At 65.1% G+C, this 16,735-nt stretch carries 15 protein-coding genes; 3 read left to right on the top strand and 12 right to left on the bottom strand.

What is annotated here, in order from left to right; genetic code table 11:
• Window positions 1–97: 97 nt before the first annotated feature.
• Entirely contained in the window at window positions 98–199 is a 102-nt protein-coding gene (locus A5645_RS29300; RefSeq protein WP_366663724.1) for an Ms4527A family Cys-rich leader peptide, read from the bottom strand.
• A 151-nt stretch (window positions 200–350) separates the two neighbouring features.
• On the opposite strand from A5645_RS29300, the gene hemW reads away from it, so the two are divergent.
• Window positions 351–1,523, top strand: a complete 1,173-nt coding sequence (gene hemW / locus A5645_RS16505; RefSeq protein ID WP_065130317.1) for a radical SAM family heme chaperone HemW — start codon at window positions 351–353, stop codon at window positions 1,521–1,523.
• A gap of 8 nt (window positions 1,524–1,531) precedes the next feature.
• On the opposite strand, the gene A5645_RS16500 is transcribed toward hemW, so the two are convergent.
• On the bottom strand, window positions 1,532–2,758 hold the full coding sequence (locus A5645_RS16500; protein ID WP_065130315.1) for a sodium-dependent bicarbonate transport family permease: 1,227 nt from the start codon (window positions 2,756–2,758) through the stop codon (window positions 1,532–1,534).
• 294 nt (window positions 2,759–3,052) lie between these two features.
• Window positions 3,053–3,262 carry a hypothetical protein gene (locus A5645_RS16495; protein WP_036358594.1) on the bottom strand — a complete coding sequence of 70 codons (210 nt, stop codon included), beginning with the start codon at window positions 3,260–3,262 and terminating at the stop codon, window positions 3,053–3,055.
• Between the two features lie 227 nt (window positions 3,263–3,489).
• Between A5645_RS16495 and A5645_RS16490 the strand changes: the two genes are divergently transcribed.
• Window positions 3,490–4,854 (top strand): salicylate synthase, encoded by a 1,365-nt coding sequence (locus A5645_RS16490; protein WP_436405504.1) that lies wholly within the window; start codon window positions 3,490–3,492, stop codon window positions 4,852–4,854.
• Window positions 4,855–4,856: 2 nt separating this feature from the next.
• Here the strand turns inward: A5645_RS16490 and A5645_RS16485 are convergent, their stop codons facing one another.
• The 4 genes from A5645_RS16485 to A5645_RS16470 are packed head-to-tail and all read right to left on the bottom strand — an operon-like array spanning window position 4,857 to window position 9,120.
• A complete protein-coding gene (locus A5645_RS16485; RefSeq protein WP_065036870.1) occupies window positions 4,857–5,798 on the bottom strand; it encodes a MerR family transcriptional regulator in 942 nt (313 codons plus the stop codon).
• Between the two features lie 13 nt (window positions 5,799–5,811).
• Window positions 5,812–7,305 carry a flavin-containing monooxygenase gene (locus tag A5645_RS16480; RefSeq protein ID WP_065130311.1) on the bottom strand — a complete coding sequence of 498 codons (1,494 nt, stop codon included), beginning with the start codon at window positions 7,303–7,305 and terminating at the stop codon, window positions 5,812–5,814.
• A complete protein-coding gene (locus A5645_RS16475) occupies window positions 7,302–8,222 on the bottom strand; it encodes a ferritin family protein (RefSeq protein WP_065036872.1) in 921 nt (306 codons plus the stop codon). Before A5645_RS16475 ends, A5645_RS16480 begins: the two co-directional genes overlap by 4 nt.
• A 40-nt stretch (window positions 8,223–8,262) precedes the next feature.
• A complete protein-coding gene (locus A5645_RS16470; RefSeq protein WP_065130309.1) occupies window positions 8,263–9,120 on the bottom strand; it encodes an SDR family NAD(P)-dependent oxidoreductase in 858 nt (285 codons plus the stop codon).
• A gap of 347 nt (window positions 9,121–9,467) precedes the next feature.
• On the opposite strand from A5645_RS16470, the gene A5645_RS16465 reads away from it, so the two are divergent.
• Window positions 9,468–10,364: a serine/threonine-protein kinase gene (locus A5645_RS16465; RefSeq protein WP_065130307.1), complete on the top strand. Its 897-nt coding sequence runs from the start codon at window positions 9,468–9,470 to the stop codon at window positions 10,362–10,364.
• 10 nt (window positions 10,365–10,374) lie between these two features.
• Here A5645_RS16465 and A5645_RS16460 read toward each other — a convergent pair whose 3' ends face one another.
• The 5 genes from A5645_RS16460 to A5645_RS16440 form a co-directional block, all read right to left on the bottom strand.
• The gene (locus A5645_RS16460; protein ID WP_216638322.1) at window positions 10,375–10,953 is read right to left on the bottom strand and encodes a hypothetical protein; all 579 of its coding nucleotides are present in this window, start codon (window positions 10,951–10,953) and stop codon (window positions 10,375–10,377) included.
• A 101-nt stretch (window positions 10,954–11,054) separates the two neighbouring features.
• Entirely contained in the window at window positions 11,055–13,898 is a 2,844-nt protein-coding gene (locus A5645_RS16455; protein WP_065130304.1) for an MMPL/RND family transporter, read from the bottom strand.
• Window positions 13,895–14,338 carry an MmpS family transport accessory protein gene (locus A5645_RS16450; RefSeq protein WP_081288387.1) on the bottom strand — a complete coding sequence of 148 codons (444 nt, stop codon included), beginning with the start codon at window positions 14,336–14,338 and terminating at the stop codon, window positions 13,895–13,897. Before A5645_RS16450 ends, A5645_RS16455 begins: the two co-directional genes overlap by 4 nt.
• A gap of 4 nt (window positions 14,339–14,342) precedes the next feature.
• Window positions 14,343–14,771, bottom strand: a complete 429-nt coding sequence (locus A5645_RS16445; RefSeq protein ID WP_081288392.1) for a uroporphyrinogen decarboxylase/cobalamine-independent methonine synthase family protein — start codon at window positions 14,769–14,771, stop codon at window positions 14,343–14,345.
• A 160-nt stretch (window positions 14,772–14,931) separates the two neighbouring features.
• A complete protein-coding gene (locus A5645_RS16440; protein ID WP_065130300.1) occupies window positions 14,932–16,560 on the bottom strand; it encodes a (2,3-dihydroxybenzoyl)adenylate synthase in 1,629 nt (542 codons plus the stop codon).
• Window positions 16,561–16,735: the final 175 nt, after the last annotated feature.

Here is a 16,735-nt window from a genome sequence, read left to right as displayed (position 1 = left end):
TCGCAAACAAACTGGGCTGGATCCCGCGCAGCTCACCGATGGTCCCGGCGGCGCAGATCCGGCAGCCAGAAGTAGGTGGTGGGCTGGGTCTACGACATCAAGGCAGACAGCAACAGCTGCAAACGCGCTTGAGGTCGATGTGCCGTCGGGCCACCAGCGCTACACGCAGGCTCGAATTCGCAACGGTCACGGCTGCCATTCTGCCATGGATCGGGCACACCGTTGCTACCAGGTCAAATTTCGTCTCACGGTGATTAAAACTACTTGGCAAAGCTGGGTAGCTAGGTAAACAAAACCGGGAATTACCTGGGAAAACCGCCCGATCGGGGGCGTCGTGCCAAGATTTGGCCATGGCACCTGTTCAGGCGGCGATAGACCTGCCGGCAATGCGTCCGACTCCCGGTCGGCCGTTCGGCCTCTATGTGCACGTTCCGTTCTGCATCACCCGCTGCGGTTACTGCGACTTCAACACCTACACGCCGGCGGAGCTGGGCGGCGTCAACCCGGACGCTTGGCTGGATGCGTTGCGCACCGAGCTCGAGCTGGCGAGCGCGCGCCTGGACGGGCCGACGCTGGACACCGTGTTCGTTGGGGGCGGCACACCGTCCCTGCTGGGCGGGGCACGCCTGACCACCCTGCTCGACATGGTGCGCGAGCACTTCGAGCTGGCGCCCCAGGCCGAGATCACCACCGAGGCCAATCCCGAGTCGACCTGGCCGGAGTTCTTCGAGGCGATCCGGTCGGCCGGCTACACCCGCGTGTCACTGGGCATGCAATCGGTGGTCCCGCACGTGCTGGGCGTGCTGGACCGGGTGCATACCCCGAACCGGTCCGCGGGCGCCGCCCGCGAGGCCCTCGAGCTGGGCTTCGAGCACGTCAGCCTCGACCTGATCTATGGCACCCCCGGCGAGACCGACGACGATCTGCTGCGCTCGGTGGACACGGCGATCGAGACCGGCGTCGACCACGTTTCCGCGTACGCGCTCGTGGTCGAGGAGGGCACCGCGCTGGCGCGGCGGGTCCGTCGCGGCGAGCTGTCCGCACCGGACAACGACGTGCTGGCCCGCCGTTACGAATTGGTCGACGAACGCCTGCACGCGGCCGGTCTGAGCTGGTACGAGGTGTCAAACTGGTCGCGGCCCGGCGGCGAGTGCCGCCACAATCTCGGCTACTGGAACGGCGGCCAGTGGTGGGGCGCCGGGCCGGGGGCGCACGGTTACATCGGCACCACCAGATGGTGGAACGTCAAGCACCCCAACGCCTATGCGGATCTGTTGGCCGCCGCCGCCCTGCCGGTGTCCGGCTATGAGGAACTCGAAACCGACGCGCTGCACACCGAAGAGGTGATGCTGCAGATCCGGCTGCGCCAGGGGCTACCCATCAGCCTGCTGGACGCCGCCGAACGCGAGCGCGCCGACGTGGCGGTCGCCGACGGGCTGCTCCTCGCCCGGGACGATGCGCTGGTGCTCACCGACCGCGGGCGCCTGCTCGCCGATGCTGTTGTGCGAATGTTGTTGGACTAGGCGCTGTTTCAGGTCGTATGGAACCACTGCCCGACAATGCGGGCGATCTCGATGTAGAGCGGGATGCCGATGGTGACGTTGTAGGAGAACGTCAACCCCAGCGATGCCGCCAGCGGCAGCGTCGGGCTGGCCTCGGGGATCGCAAGTCGATGCACGGCCGGAACGGCGATGTAGGACGCCGCTCCGCACAGCACCGCGAACAGCACGTACGTTCCCGGCTTGAAGTCGGCGTTGGTGAGGGCCGCATAGCTGTGCGCCACGATGATGCCGAGTGTGGCAAACAGATTCGGCGCCAGCAGGCCGAAGAAGATGAAGCCCTTGCCCGCTGATCGCAGGTCACGCAACTTGCGGGACGCGGTCATGCCCATCTCGAGCAGGAACAGCGCCAGCACGCCCTGGAAGGCCGTGACGAAGAAGGTGTCGTCGTCGTGCACCACCTTCTCGCCCTGCAGTCCGCTCACCAGGCCGATGATGATGCCGCCCACCAGCAGGCAAAGTCCTGGGTTGAGGAAGACTTCCTGTAGCAGTTCGCGCGAGAACAGTGACGGCTTCTTGGCGGGGTCCCGCGTCTCATGAGCATCCCGGACGCCGTCCTCCCGCCGCTCCAGGGACAACCCCTGCTCGATCTCGCGGTGCTCACTTTCCACGCTGTGGCCGTCGGCCGGCCGAGCCACCGTGCCGGGGCCGATGCTGACCCGGGCGCGCGTGTAGCCGGGTTCGTCGGGCATGTTTCCCGCCTCGTCCATGCCGTGGTGTCGTAGGCGAGCCACCAGGTAGAGCGCCACCAGGCAACCCGGAATCTCCATGATGGCCAACATCACCGGCATGTAGGCGTTGAAGGCGATGCCGATGCTGGTGAGCACGGCGACGCAAGTGGCGAACGTGCCGGCCGAGTCTGACCCGTAGTAACCGGCGACCGTGGCCCGGTCGACTCGTCGCATCCGGCTCAGGTAGCGCAGTAGGTAGTAGGCGATGCCGCCGATGAGGAAATTCAGCAGGAAGCCCACCACCATGAAGCCGACGATGACGCCGATGCTGGACGGTTTGATCTTGGCCAGTTCTTCCCCCCCGTGCCAGCCGATGGCCAACAGCAGGTACATGGTCAGCCCTTGGTAGATCACGTAGGGAAACTCGAACCGCACCTTCAGGATCGGGATCAAGAAGCCGAAGTAGAAGAACAGCAGTAGCGGCTTGAACAGGTTGTGCGTGAAGTTTTCCCAGAACTCATGCAGCACCTGGCACCTCCCAGCGTCGTGCGGCGATTAAGGAAGTACTGACCGTCCAGGCTCTTTCAAGGCGACCACGAACATCCCAGATAACGCTGAGAATTTAGCCTGGGCTTTTGGCGAGCCGCCACTCAGAATTTCGGCGGAGACGACGATTTCCTGCGATGTCTCCAACGAGTAGCCGCGGCGAAACGCCCACGTAACGAGCCAAAACCCGAACTCCGCTGGCTAAAGCGTTTTCGCGGCTATAAGTGTGGATTGGGTACCAATCAGCTGCTAATTCGCTGGGAGATTTGTGTCGTGTCAGCGAACTGAAGAAAGGCGGGACGGCGCGACACCGATGTCCTTCTTTCGGTGCGTCACCGAGCGCCACCCGGCCGGCGAGTAGTGGGTGGTGGTTTCTTCGAAGCCGTCGACGGTGCGGACGGTGAGCACGCCGGTCTCGTGGTTGATCGACAGGTTCTCGGAGTCACCCTTGATCTCTTCGCCGTCGGTCGTCCGGATGATGAACATGGACTGGTCCTCCCCTTGCCGTGCTGACTCGAGTGCTGCGTCCCCGGGTTCGATCGGATCCTAGAAGTGAGCCTGGATCCCGGCCCGTCGGGCGGGCGGCGGTCAGGTGAACGGTTCGGAAACGTTCGGGGATTGCCGGCGAAACGTGGCTGCGGCGTAGATTCCAGGCCGGAACTCACCAGGGGGTCGCGCGCCCCGGCGTAGGTTAGGCTACATTTACTTTTGTGATGGAGGCCGGGGTGGAGACGAGTTCTGTCAGCACTGCGTCACTGAACCTGCCCCTGCCCGTCGGTATCGACCCCGCCGATCTGGCGGCCGAGCTGGCGGCCGTTGTGGTCGAACCGGCCGGCGAGGAATATCTGCTCTACGAACATGACGGGCAATGGACGCTGGCAATCGGCGTGCAGGCCATGGTCGAGCTGGACACTGACGAACTGCGAGTCACTCGCGACGGTGTCACCCGTCGCCAGCAATGGTCGGGGCGGCCCGCCGCGGTCCTGGGTGAGGCCGTCGACCGGTTGTTGCTCGAGACGGACCGGGCATTCGGCTGGGTCGCGTTCGAATTCGGCGTGTACCGGTACAGACTGCAGCAACGGCTGGCCCCGCACACGCCGCTGGCGCGAGTTTTCTGGGCCCGCACCTGCGTCTCGATCACCCAGGACGAGGTGCGCCTGTCCGGTGCCGCGACGCGCGAGCGGGAGGCGGTGCGGCGGCTGCTCAACGACGGGCTCCCCGAGGTGCCGCGGTCCCGCGCGGTGGACCTCTCCGCAGACCCGTCCCGCTACCGCGATCGGGTCGCCACCGCCGTGGGCGAGATCGTCAAGGGCGACTACCACAAGGTGATCCTGTCGCGTTCCGTCGAAGTGCCGTTCCCGCTCGACTTTCCGTCCAGCTACCGGCTGGGCCGTCGGCACAACACACCGGTGCGGTCGTTCCTGCTCAGGCTCGGCGGTATCCGGGCGCTGGGCTACAGTCCCGAGTTGGTCACCGCCGTCCGCCCGGACGGATTGGTGGTCACCGAACCGCTGGCGGGGACCCGGGCGCTGGGTCGCGGCGCCGCCCATGACCGCGAGGCTCGCGAAGATCTGGAGTCGAATCCGAAAGAGATTGTCGAGCATGCGATCTCGGTTCGCACCTCGCTGCAGGAGATCGCCGAGATCGCCGAGCCGGGCACCGCGGCCGTCGTCGATTTCATGGCGGTACGCGAGCGCGGCAGCGTGCAGCACCTCGGTTCGACGATCACCGGACGGCTGGATCCGTCGAGCGACCGGATGGACGCGCTGGAGGCGCTTTTCCCGGCGGTCACCGCGTCGGGCATCCCCAAAGCCGACGGTGTCGAAGCCATCCTGCGCCTCGACGAGGGGCCACGCGGACTGTATTCCGGTGCGGTGGTGATGTTCTCGGCCGACGGCGGGCTCGACGCGGCGCTGACCCTGCGGGCGGCCTACGAACGCGACGGCCGAACCTGGCTGCGGGCCGGTGCCGGCATCATCGAAGCCTCGGACACCGAGCGGGAATTCGAGGAGACCTGCGAAAAGCTGTCCACATTGGCGCCGTATCTGGTTGAGCGCCAACCGGACAGCGGCGTTTAGCCTTATTGCGCCGGCTGCCCGGCGGTATCCGCGCCCGCCGATTTCTCGAGGTATTCCGAGAGCAGCCGGCTGACCAGTGACTCGATCGTCGACTCGATGGATGACGCCAGCGTGGCGGTAACCGTCGCAACCGCCTGGGTACGGAACCGGACCAGCATGGTGATCAGCTCGGCCACCTCGGCGTCCGCGGGCAACGCTTCACCGGGTTTGATGCGGTCCGCGACATGTTCGAATCCCGCGCGCACCAGCAAGTCGCTGATCTCGTCGATCTTGGGCAAGATCTGCTCGTGCAGGTCGATCAGCTTGTCGGTGCTGACGCCGTAGCCCCGGACCTCGGTGAAGGCTTCGATGAGTTTGGGCCGGGTGACGGTCGCCCGGTCGCCGTCGAGGCGGATCACCCGCAACTCCACGAGACGCTCGAAGGCGCGTTGGCTGTCGACGAGTCGGCGGGCTTCATCCACCGACATCGTCTGCGGCTTTTCGGTGGCCCAACTGCCCACGATGGCGGTTTCGAGTCCCAGGACGTCGCCCAGGTTCTTGCCTTCCTCCCAGGCGCCGAGCATCTCCCGGACGTGGGCGATGTTGTACCCACGGTCGAGCATCGAGGTGATCAGGCGCAGCCGAGTCAGATGGGTGTCGTTGAACAGCGCGATCCGTCCGACCCGCCAGGGCGGCGGCAGCAGGCCGCGGTCGCGGTAGACCCGGATGTTGCGCGTGGTAGTACCGGCCAGCCGGGCCAGTTCGTCGATGCGGTACTCGCCTGACGCGGCGGCTCCGTGCGGATGGCGTACCGCGGCGTCGAACAGCTGGGTCACCGCCGTCTCGAGGAACTCGCGGGACTGGCGCCGGACGCGTTGCGGCGCGCGGCGCACGTTGTTCAACACGCTGGCGATGGTGCCGGGGTCGGGTCTCGACGATCGGTCGAGTGGACGTTCGACTGCCAAGTCGTACCGCCCGTCAGGCCGTCACGGCACCGCGGTCGCGGGCGACCGCGGTGTAGTGCTGGACGCGGAAATCACGCATCTGGCGAAGATACTGCGTCGCGGTGCCCGGGTACATGGATGCGTTGAAACCGTCCTTGGTGAGATACCAGCTGCGGCAACCGGACATCCAGGTCGTTCTGGTCAGCCGGCGCTGGATTTTCTCGTTGTGCCGCCGCTGCACATCTGCCCGCACATCCAGGTATCGCAGGTCGTTGTCCAGGATGGTGGTGATGCCGCGGACCGCATAGTCGAGCTGACCCTCGATGTAGACCAGCAGCGAGTTGTGGCCGGGCCCGGAATTGGGGCCGGTCATGAAGAACAGGTTCGGGTAGCCGTGCGCGTTGATGCTCTTGTAGGCCTGACCGCCGCCGGCCCAATCGTCGGCCAGTGACCGGCCACCCAAACCGGTGATCGCAAAGGGTGGTCCGGTCAGGTGCACGTCGTAGCCGGTGGCGAAGACGATGCAGTCCAGGTGGTGTTCGATGCCGTCGCTGGTCCGGATGCCCGCCGGGCTCAAAGTAGCTATCGGCCAGTCGATCAGCTTGCAGTTATCGCGTTGCAGCGCGGGGTAGTAGTCGCTGGACACCAGCATGCGTTTGCAGCCGGGCGTGAAGTCCGGGGTGAGCTGGCGCCGTAACCAGGGGTCTTTGACCTGCGCCCGGATATGCGCCTGGCCGAGCCGCGCCACCAGCGAAGTGAGGGGTGTATTCCACACCATTGCCGTCGCGGTGGCCTCGTGTCCCCAGAACAGCAGCTGCCGGGCGAACAGTTGGGCGGCAGGCACTTTGGCGAACAATTCCTGCACCGGCGCCGGCGTCGCGACGTCCAGCCGGGGCAGCACCCAGCCGGGGGTGCGCTGGAAGACCTTGACGAATCCGGCCTGCTTCACCAGTTCCGGGATGATCTGGATTGCGCTGGCCCCGGTGCCGATGACCGCGACCCGCTTGCCGGTGAAGTCGTAATCAGGATCCCAGCGGGCGCTGTGGATTTTGTGGCCGCGGTAACTGTCCAGCCCGCGGATGTCGGGCAGGCTGGCGTCGGAGAGCGGACCGGACGCCAGGATGACGGTGCGGGCACGGAAGTGGTCGTGATCGCTGGTCTGCGCGGTCCAGACGCCGGCCTCCTCGTCGAAAGTCAGTCCGGTGACCCGGTGGCCGAACCGGATACGTTGGCGGACGCCGAATCTCGTTGCCATGTCCTCGATGTGCTCACAGATCTCCGACGCGGGGGAGTAGGTGCGTGACCACCGTGGATTCTTGACGAACGAGAACGAGTAGAGCAGCGACGGGATGTCGCAACTGGCGCCCGGGTACCGGGTGTCTCGCCATGTTCCACCCACCCGATCGCCGCGCTCGAGGATGACGATGTCGGTGACGCCGGCCTCGGCCAGTCGGATGGCCGCGCCGAGCCCGGTGAAGCCGGCTCCGACGATGAGGGCGGCGTAGGTGTGATCCTCGGACATGGTCACGCCGCCGGTTCGTGGGTGAGTTCCCGGAACCAGCTAGGCACCGGCTTGAGCAGCGGGCGGGGATAACGCTCGGACAGCCAGACCATGGAATTGGCCAGCAGGTGGTAGGGGTGGTGTGGATTGACCACCATCGCGGCGTGCCGCTTCAGGACACGGTAGGCCGGTACTCGGGGGGTCCGTTCGCCGCGCTCGCCGAGTTGCTTGAATCGCTTGACCGCGTTGTAGAGCCGCTCGGCATCCATGCCCATGCCGGCCATCTCGTTGCGAATGCGATTCAGCAGCGGCACATACATCAACGCGCCGATGATCAGGCCCGGAGTCGCGACTGTGCCCACGAACTCGATGGCCAGCCGGCGTGCGGTGGCGTTGCCGATCATATCGAGGACCGCGAAATCGACTGCTATATGTCTAGATTCGTCATTGTTGATCTTTTCGAAAACCTCGTGACAAACCGGGTCCGTCACGGAGTCCAGCAGGAACTTCAGCAGTGCCCCGTCCAGGGCCACCTCCAGCATCGGGATGACCGTCCCCAACACCGACAGTGGCATGTCATCGGCATAGGTGTCGAGCCAGTCGATGGCCAACCGGATGTTGACGTTGGGCTCCGGCAATTCCCCGTCGTCGAGCATGCCCCACCGCTTCATCAGGGCCAGCTCGGCGTTGGCGTGGCGTTGCTCTTCGGCGTGGAAGTACCGGTAGATCTCGGCGATCGTCGGGTTAGGCGCCTTCTTTGCCAGGGCCGCGAAGCCGCGAGCGCCGATGTTCTCGATCCAGCACAGATCGGCCATGAAAGCTTTGAGTTTCGGCCGGAATTCGGGCCGGATCGTGTCGGCGCCCGGGGCGTCCCAGTCGATATCGGCCAGCGCCCACTGGCGGTCCTTGATCTTGGCGAGCATGGCTTCCATTTCAATGGCCACCAGGCGCTCCTTTCCAATCTTGGTCAAACGGCCCGGGGTATCAGGTATTTCCCACCCGGGATGCGAGGCCCACTGCGCGGGTGAAGGTGCCTGGCACCAAACGCTTGATGTTCCAGCCGATTTTGGCTTCCAGCTGTGGCATGCAATACAGATCGCCGCGGTCGTGGGCGTCCAGGCAGGTGCGCGCGACCTTGTCCGCCGAACGTCCGATCCAGCGCATGAACCTGTCGCCGATCTCGCCGTATTCGGTGCTGATGTGGCCGGCCTCGACGATGTTGGTCCTGACAAAAGTTGGGCACAGAGCGGTGACTTCAACTCTGCTGCCGGATAGTTCGGCGGCGAGTGTCTCAGACAGCGACAGGACGCCGGCCTTGCTTACGTTGTAGGCGCCCATGCCGGGGGCCGCGCCGTAGGCCGCTGCCGACGCGACATTGATGATCCCTCTGGGCGCGGGCAGGCGCGGGGCGTCGCGGAGGATGGGAGCGAACACATGGCAGCCGTGAATGGCCCCCCACAGGTTCACGTTGAGGATCCACGCCCAATCGTCTAGCGGCGTTTCGCCGATCGCGGCACCGGCCACCGCCACGCCGGCGTTGTTGACCACCAGCGTGGGCGGTGCGCCGAACCAGGCCTGCGCCTGTTCGGCCAGTGCCACGACATCGTCGAATCGGGATACGTCGCAGTGGATTACCTTGGCGTCGGCTCCGCTGTTGGTGATCGCTTCGGCGGTTTGGCGGGCCTTGGCGTCATCGATGTCACTGCAGACGACCGCGCCGCCACGGCGGGCGAGTTCGAGGGCGAAGGCGGCGCCGATGCCGCTGCCGGCGCCGGTGACGACTGCCAGGGCATCGTTGCTCGTCGCCGACCGGCTGAACACTCTGCCCAAGGGCCCGAACACTTTTCAGCCCGCCGTTCCGGTGGTCGGTTGTCGGCGCACCGAACCTGCCACCCGAACGCCGTCGTTCATCAATGCAGTCAATACCAAATGGTGACATTAGTCAATGGCAATGTTGGTTCGGACAAGCGCGAGGACACCCAAACCGGTAGCGCGGGCAGTTCTGCAGCGGTAGCGTTCATGCGATGAAGGGGCCGTGAAGGGGCCTGGTGACCACACCGCCGCGCTGCGCAGTCTGCGGTTGCCCGGGCGACCGTAGCGGTCGTCTGCGGCCGGTCCGGTTCGCCGATCAGGAATCTACGGCGAACGGCGATCTCGCGTCGTTTTGTCTCGCGGATTACCAAAGCGCTTTGCAATTACGCGAACTCGAACGGGCCGACGCCGTCGCGTGGCTAAAGGACGAGTTCGACTCCGGCGGCGACGCGTCCTGCCGAGTAGGGTCGCGGTTCGGCCCGTTCCAGCTGCTGCGGTTGCTGGGGCGCGGGCAGCTCGCCCGAGTGTATGAAGCCGAGCACTCGATCACCGACGCGAGAGTCGCCGTGAAGGTCGTCCTGCCTTGGCATTGCGCGGACCGGTCATTCCGCCTACGGATGTCGCGGAATCTTCCGCCCATCGCGCGGATACAACTGGCGGAACCGCACCTGGCGCCCATCTATGAATGGGGCGAGACCGACGAACGGTGCTACATCGTCATGCCGGTGATCGACGGCATCGATCTCGAGCGGGTGCTCGTCCGTCACAGGCGGTTGCCGCCGGCGCAGTCGGTCGGGTTGGTGAGTCAGATCGCCACGGCACTCGACGCGCTGCATTCCCAGGACTGGATGCATCGAAATGTCTGCCCAGGCAACATACTTCTCGGTCGAGATCAAGCGGTTCTGCTGGCGGGGTTCCGGTACCTCTCCAGCGAGGCCGTGGAAGACGCGCATCCGTTGCAGTACGCCTATGCGGCCCCCGAGACGCTCACCGGTGACGCGGCGACGTTCCGGTCCGACATCTACGCGCTGACTTGTGTTCTCTACGAGTGCCTGACGGGGTATCCGCCATATCCGTGCGACAACCTGGCCACGGTCCTCGGCGGCCATCTGCGGCAACCGGTCCCGCGGCCGGGCGCAGATATCCCGGCACTCAAGACCTTTGACGGGGTTATCGCGCGGGGAATGGCCAAGGAGCCCAAGCGGCGCTTCGCCACCGCCGGTGCCCTCGCGTTGGGCGCGCGGGAAGCTTATGCGACTGCCGGACGAGTGTAAAAGCGACACGTCAACGGGTTTGGGTTTCAAACAGCTCAGGACTGTTGTGAGCGATGTAGCGGGCGAGTCTCCAGGCGCTGTACAACAAATCCAACAGCGTCTCCACCTGATCGGGCATTGGCGGGCCGCCGGCGTCCGACCATTGTCTGTCGTCCGTGAAGCGGGCTCGTGGATATGCGGTCGGCAGATGCCACTCGCCGCGCCGTTGGTAGTGATCGTCGTCCCTGAAGCGCGAGAACGAGTGTCCGTGACCCAGATGGACGGTGGCCATGACTCCGGCGACGTGGACGTGAGCCGGTTCGATGTGCACTGTCTCTGCCGGCGGTTCGTCCCGCGGGGGTACGACCCGCCACAATTCAGAATGCATCCAGTCGGGCTCGGGCGGTCCCTCGCCGACGGTCTTGACGTCCGCCCAATCTCCGTCGCAGAGTCTGTGATCGAAGAATTCCGGTGCCAGCCAAAGATCCTCGGGAGGCTCACCTGGCCGCGCGTAGGAAAACCACACCCGATTCCCGTCCCGGCGGATGTTGTCGACGATGCCCACCCCCTGGCGCCAGGAGCACATTTCCACATTCGGCCTACCGTCCATGGAGCCACCGCCTTTCGGAGGAGTTCGAATGATTATCGTCGCTTCCCCGTTTGCGCACCAGGCCGATCTTCGGTGCGATGCGCACTCGAAATCCATGAGTGTCAACTGGATACAGCCGCCGGGGCTGCCGTCGGCCGCTGCCTGAGCGGACGGGGCCGCACGAACGTCGGCCACCAGAACCACGGCCCCAGGATCCGCAGGATGCACGGCACCACGAACGAGCGCACGATCAGCGTGTCGAGCAGCAAGCCGATACACACCGTGGAACCAACCTGGCCGATCGTCCGCAGATCACTGGTCAGCATGGCCAGCATGGTGAACGCGAACACCAGACCGGCGGATGTCACCACACCGCCGGTGCTGCCGAGCGCACGGATCAGTCCGGTGTTGATGCCGGCGTGGATCTCCTCCTTCACCCTGGCTATCAACAGCAGGTTGTAGTCCGAACCCACCGCGACCAGGATGATGAAGGTCAGCGGCAGCACTAGCCAGTGCAGGTGCAGGCCGATGAGATGCTGCCACACGAGTACCGATAGGCCGAATGCCCCCGCGTAGGAGAATGCGACCGTGCCCGGAATCACCAAGGCGGCCACCAGACTTCGCGTCAGGAACATCATGATCAGAAAGATCAGCACGAAGGCCGCGATCGCCGCGATCAGCAGATCGGACATTACGTACTCCTTGATATCTCGGTCGTTCGATCCCGAGCCGCCGATGTAAACTCTCGCGCCGGCCAGCGACGTTTCCTTCAGCACCGTGGTGATGGCGTCCGGGAAAGCCTCGACATGTTCCACGCCTTCGGGGCCCATCGCGTCGCCTTCGTGGGTGACGATGAACCGTGCGGCCTTGCCGTCCGGCGACATCATCAGTGTGATACCGACTTTGACGTCTTCGTTCTCGAAACCCTCTCTGGGGATGTAGAAGAAGTCGTCGCTGCGGGAGCGGTCGAAATCGAGGCCGACGTTGATCATGTCGTCGAAGGTCTGGTCGGTCTGGATCGACTGCAGATCGGCGGATCCGTAGGTGTTGACCAGCATTGCCTGCAGCGCCATGGTGTCATCTCGCATGATCTTCATCTGGGTGATCATCTGCGGCAACAGCCGGTCGATCACCTCGAGCGAACCGACCGCGTCCTTGATGTCCTCAGCCATCTTGTCGATGCCGTCGAGGGCGTCGAACAGCGACCTGAACGCCCAGCACACCGGGATGTCGAAACAGTGTTTCTCCCAATAGAAGTAGCTGCGGATCGGGCGAAAGAAGTCGTCGAGATTCGACAGCTCCTCGTCCAGTTCCATGGTGACCCGCTGCATGTCCTCCATGGTGAGCACCGTCTGGTGCATCTCGTCGGACATGTGCTGGAACAACCCGATCAGTCGGTCCAGTACCTCGACGGTGTTCGCCTGAATCTTCGCCTGCTGATCGGTGTTGGCGTTCTGCTCCCTGTTGAACGGAAGCTGCTGCCCGTTGCCGCTGCCCTGCGTGGTGAACAGATACGGCAGGGTGGCATGTTCCAGCGCCCGACCCAGCGGCCGGGTGATGCTCTGCACCATCGCCACGCCGTGCAACCGGATGAGCGCCTTGGCCACCCGGTCCAGCGAGATGAAATCGGCGGAGTTGCGCATGTCGTGGTCCGTCTCGACCATCAACATCTCGGAGAACAGCTTGCTCTTGGGGAAGTGCCGGTCCGCCGCGGCGAAGCCCACGTTGGCCGGGGCGTCGGCCGGCTGATATTGGCGGTCGTCGTAGTTCACCTGATACGTCGGCACGAACACCGCGCCGAACAAGACCACCGCGGCACTTGCCGCCAGGATCGGCACCGGCCACCGCACCACGCTCGCACCGATGCGCCGGTAAAGATGCGCCTTGGCCTGCTGTTTCGGATCGAACATCCCGAACAAGCTGCCCACGGTCAGCAGCGCCGGGCCGAGCGTCAGCGCCGCAGCGATGGTGAACAGCATGGTGGTGGCGACCGCCGGCCCCATGGTGTGGAAGTAGTTGAGCCGCGCCAACGTCAGGCAGTAACACGCTCCCGCGATGGTCAGGCCCGAGCCGATGATGATCGGCGCCACACCGCGATAGGCCGTATAGAAGGCGTCCTCCCTGCTCTCACCGGCCAGGCGCGCCTCGTGGTATCGACCCATCAGGAAGATGCCGTAATCGGTTCCGGCGCCCAGGGTTAGCGCGATCACGATGTTCACCGCGAAAGACGACAGCTCGATATAGCCCAGATGCCCGAGGGTCGCCACGATTCCCTTGGCGACGAGCATCTCGATCAGGACTCCGGCCAACGGCACCAGGAGCGTGCTGAGCGACCGATAGACCACCAGCAGCATCGCGATGATCAAAAAAATCGTCACGATGGTGACGTTGTTCAGACTCGCGTTGGCGATCGACAGGGTGTCGGATGCGAGCGGTGCCGCGCCGCTGACGTACACCTTCAGCCCGGGCGGAGGCATGTCCTTCTTGACGATGTCCCGAACGGCTTGGACCGACTCGTTCGCCTGGATCTGACCGATATCGCCGGCGAGGCGCAGCAGCACGTAAGTGGCTTTGCCATCGACACTTTGCGCGCCCGCCGAGGTGATCGGCTTGCCCCACAGGTCCATCACGTATTGGACGTGCTTTGTGTCCCGCTTCAATCGGCGCATCAGATCGTCGTAGTACCGGTGGTCCTGGTCGCCCAACGGCCGGTCGGCCTCGAACACCACCATGGTCAGGCTGGTGGAGTTCGACTCGCGAAACTTCTCCCCGATGTGCAGCATCGACCGCTGCGAGGGTGCGTAGTGCGGGATCATCGGGCCCGCCAGTTCCTCTGCGACCCTTTCCACCTGGGGCATGAAGGTGTTCGTGGTCACGGCGATGAGGGCCCAGAAGACCATGATCGGTATGGCCAGAGCGCGTACCGTTCTGGCGACGAGGGGTCGTTTCGCGCGATGCTCGCTCATGCCGATTTCACCCGGCAGATGACATCGGCGTTCTCATGCGTGGTGGACTGCTCGTCGCGGACAACGCCGTTGACCGATATCCGGCAACCGATCTGGCCACCCCGGCTGTGTGCCGAGACACTGCCCGATACCACAGTGAGTGTGGTGGTCTCGGTGTGCGACCACGGCAAGGTCGCGAAGTCGATTTGATGCGGGTGCCCGTCGACATCGACGTACACCAGCTTTCCGCCGTCACCGGACGACCCGAACAACTCGTAGGTGAGCCGTTTGGGCGTGGTCTGTTCGGGTGCCTGCTGTCCATTGACGGTGACGACCGGAGCGGGCTCCGAGAACTGATGAACCTTCCACATGCACAACCCGCCGGCTCCGATCGCGATGACGGCGACCAACGGCATCCACCCTCGGGCCAGGGCGGTTCGGCCCATGGAACGACGACTCATGGGATTACCCCCCGGCCTTCTTCAGGCGTCGTTTCAGCTTGGCGCTGCTCAGCATCCGAAGGGCCAGGCTGGTGGAGGTCAGTATCGGGATCACACCCAGAAATGTCCGCTCCGAGGGCGTCGCACCGTGCAGGTGCTCCAGGCTGCCGAACACATAGAAGCAGCCCAGCAGGAACACCATGCCGGGGATGGAAAGCGCCAGCAGAGATCCGCGGTTGGTAACGACTCGCTTCGCGTACTCCCATTCGTCCTGCGACATGGGCTCGCGGTGCCGCAACTTCTGCACCACTATTCGTGCGCTGCCCGGTTCTTCGCTGACCGCTGTGGTCGGTTGTTTACTGAGCCGCCTGACATAGACCGCGGCAAAGGACGCCGCTATCAGCATGAGCACCAGCGAAGCGACGGTCAGGAAACCGTATAACCCCGAACCAATCATTGCCCCAGCTCTTCCCCTGCGCCGTTGAATTTAGAGAACACTACCGTCTGCTATTGCGACATCTCAAGTGGTATCGGGCAACGTGTTACCGGCAGCCGCTCGGATAGGGCAGCGGGGCAGGCGCGAAGGAGCCGCAGGTTGCTGCGGCAGGTGCGGACTAGTGCGCGGCGAGCTGCGCGACGATTGCCTTCTTGTCGATCTTCCCGATGGGGGTCGTGGGCAATGTCGGCAGCGCGACCAGCTGGTCGATTCGGGCGTGGGTGGCGACGCCGCGCCCGTCGAGATGGGCGTTCAGCTCCGCGAGTGTGGCTGGGGGGCCACCGAAAACTACTGCGGCACAGATTCTTTCACCAAGATCCGGATCGGGGAGCGGCACCGCCGCCGCCGACCAGATCGCCGGATGGGTCAGCAGCTGCTCCTCGATGTCCTGGGCGCCGATCGTTTCACCACACCGGCAGATGACATCCTTGACGCGACCGGTGACCAGCAGGTACCCGTCTTCGCGCAGCCGCACCAGGTCGCCACTGCGGTAGAAGCCCTCGGGATCAAAGCTGCGTTCGTTGTCGCGCGCGGCACAGAAGTAGCCGTTGAGGGTGTATGGCCCCCTAACCAACAGTTCGCCTTCACCGCCGGGCGCGACGGGTGTGCCGTCGGCGTCGACTACCCGCACTTCGTCGCCCGGGCTCAGCGGTCGGCCCTGGGTATGGTCGAGCAGGTCGGGCGGATCGTCGAGTCGGGTGAAGTTCAGCAGACCCTCCGCCATGCCGAACACCTGTTGCAATCCCGGGGTCAGGGCTTCCCGCACCGCACGGGCGTCCTCGGGCTCCAGCTTGGATCCGCCAACCTGCAACAGCCGCAACGACTTCGGTGTCACGGGCTCCCAATCGCAGGCTTGCGCCCACAATTTCGCCAACGCCGGCACCAACGCGGTGACGGTGACGCCGGTGCGCTCGATCGTGGCGAATGCAGACTCCGGACTCGGGTCGTTGGTGAACACGACGGTCGCGCCGACACTGAGCGCCCCCAGCAGGCCCGGGCACGCCAGCGGGAAGTTGTGTGCGGCCGGCAACGCCGCCAGGTACACGTCGGAGCTGGTCAACTCGCACAGTCGCGCGCTTGCGGTGGCGTTGTAGACGTAGTCGTCGTGCGTGCGCGGGATCAGCTTGGGCAGGCCGGTGGTGCCCCCGGACACCAGCAGCAGCGCCGGGGCAGACGGGTCGACCACGACCTCGGGTGCGGCACCGCCGGGCAAGTCCGGCCAGGCCAGGAATGGGCCGGGCTCGCCGTCGACGACGACGTGCCGCAGCCGCGGATGCGTCGCGGCGAGTTGTTCGGCCATCGGTCGGTAGTCGAAACCGGCCGCGCAATCGGCGACGACCAGCGCCACCGCGTCGCTGACCTCGGCGAAGTGGGTGAGCTCCGCCAGCCGGTGTCCCGGCAGGCACATGACGGGGATGGCGCCGGCCCGTAGCAGACCGAACAGTGCGACGGCGAACCGGCAGGAGTTCGGCAACTGCAGCAGCACGCGTTCGCCGGGAGCGATCGGCAAGGCGGCGAACCCCGCCGCGGCCTGATCGGCGAGCCGGTCGAGGACGGCATAGCTGAGGGTGCTGTGGGCATCCCGCACGGCGGGACGGTCGGGCCACTGTGCGGCCGCCTGACGCAAGATCGAGTCCAGGGGGCGCCCGCTCCAGTAGCCCGCCGCGCGGTATGCCGCGGCTCGATCTGCGGGAAAGGGTACGAACCCAGTCGGAAACGCCCCCGACGGGCCAGAGGTAACAGGCACTCGACAGCTCCCTCGGGGCGAGCGTGTGTGCCCCGCGAATATAGGGTAGCGTACAGAAAAGTTAGGGCAGCCTGAGCTAAGCAACGGAGGTGGGGGACGTGGGCGACGCATCATTCGCCGGCTTGCCGGCGAACCGGGTGCGCCCCTGCCGCGTACCGAATGGCCCCTGGCGGGC

It is taken from the genome of Mycobacterium asiaticum, from assembly GCF_001673635.1.
In the GTDB taxonomy this organism is placed as follows: Bacteria; Actinomycetota; Actinomycetes; order Mycobacteriales; family Mycobacteriaceae; genus Mycobacterium; species Mycobacterium asiaticum_C.
The sequence above is the reverse complement of the archived record's forward strand: the minus strand, read 5'-3'. Positions and strand labels throughout refer to the sequence as shown.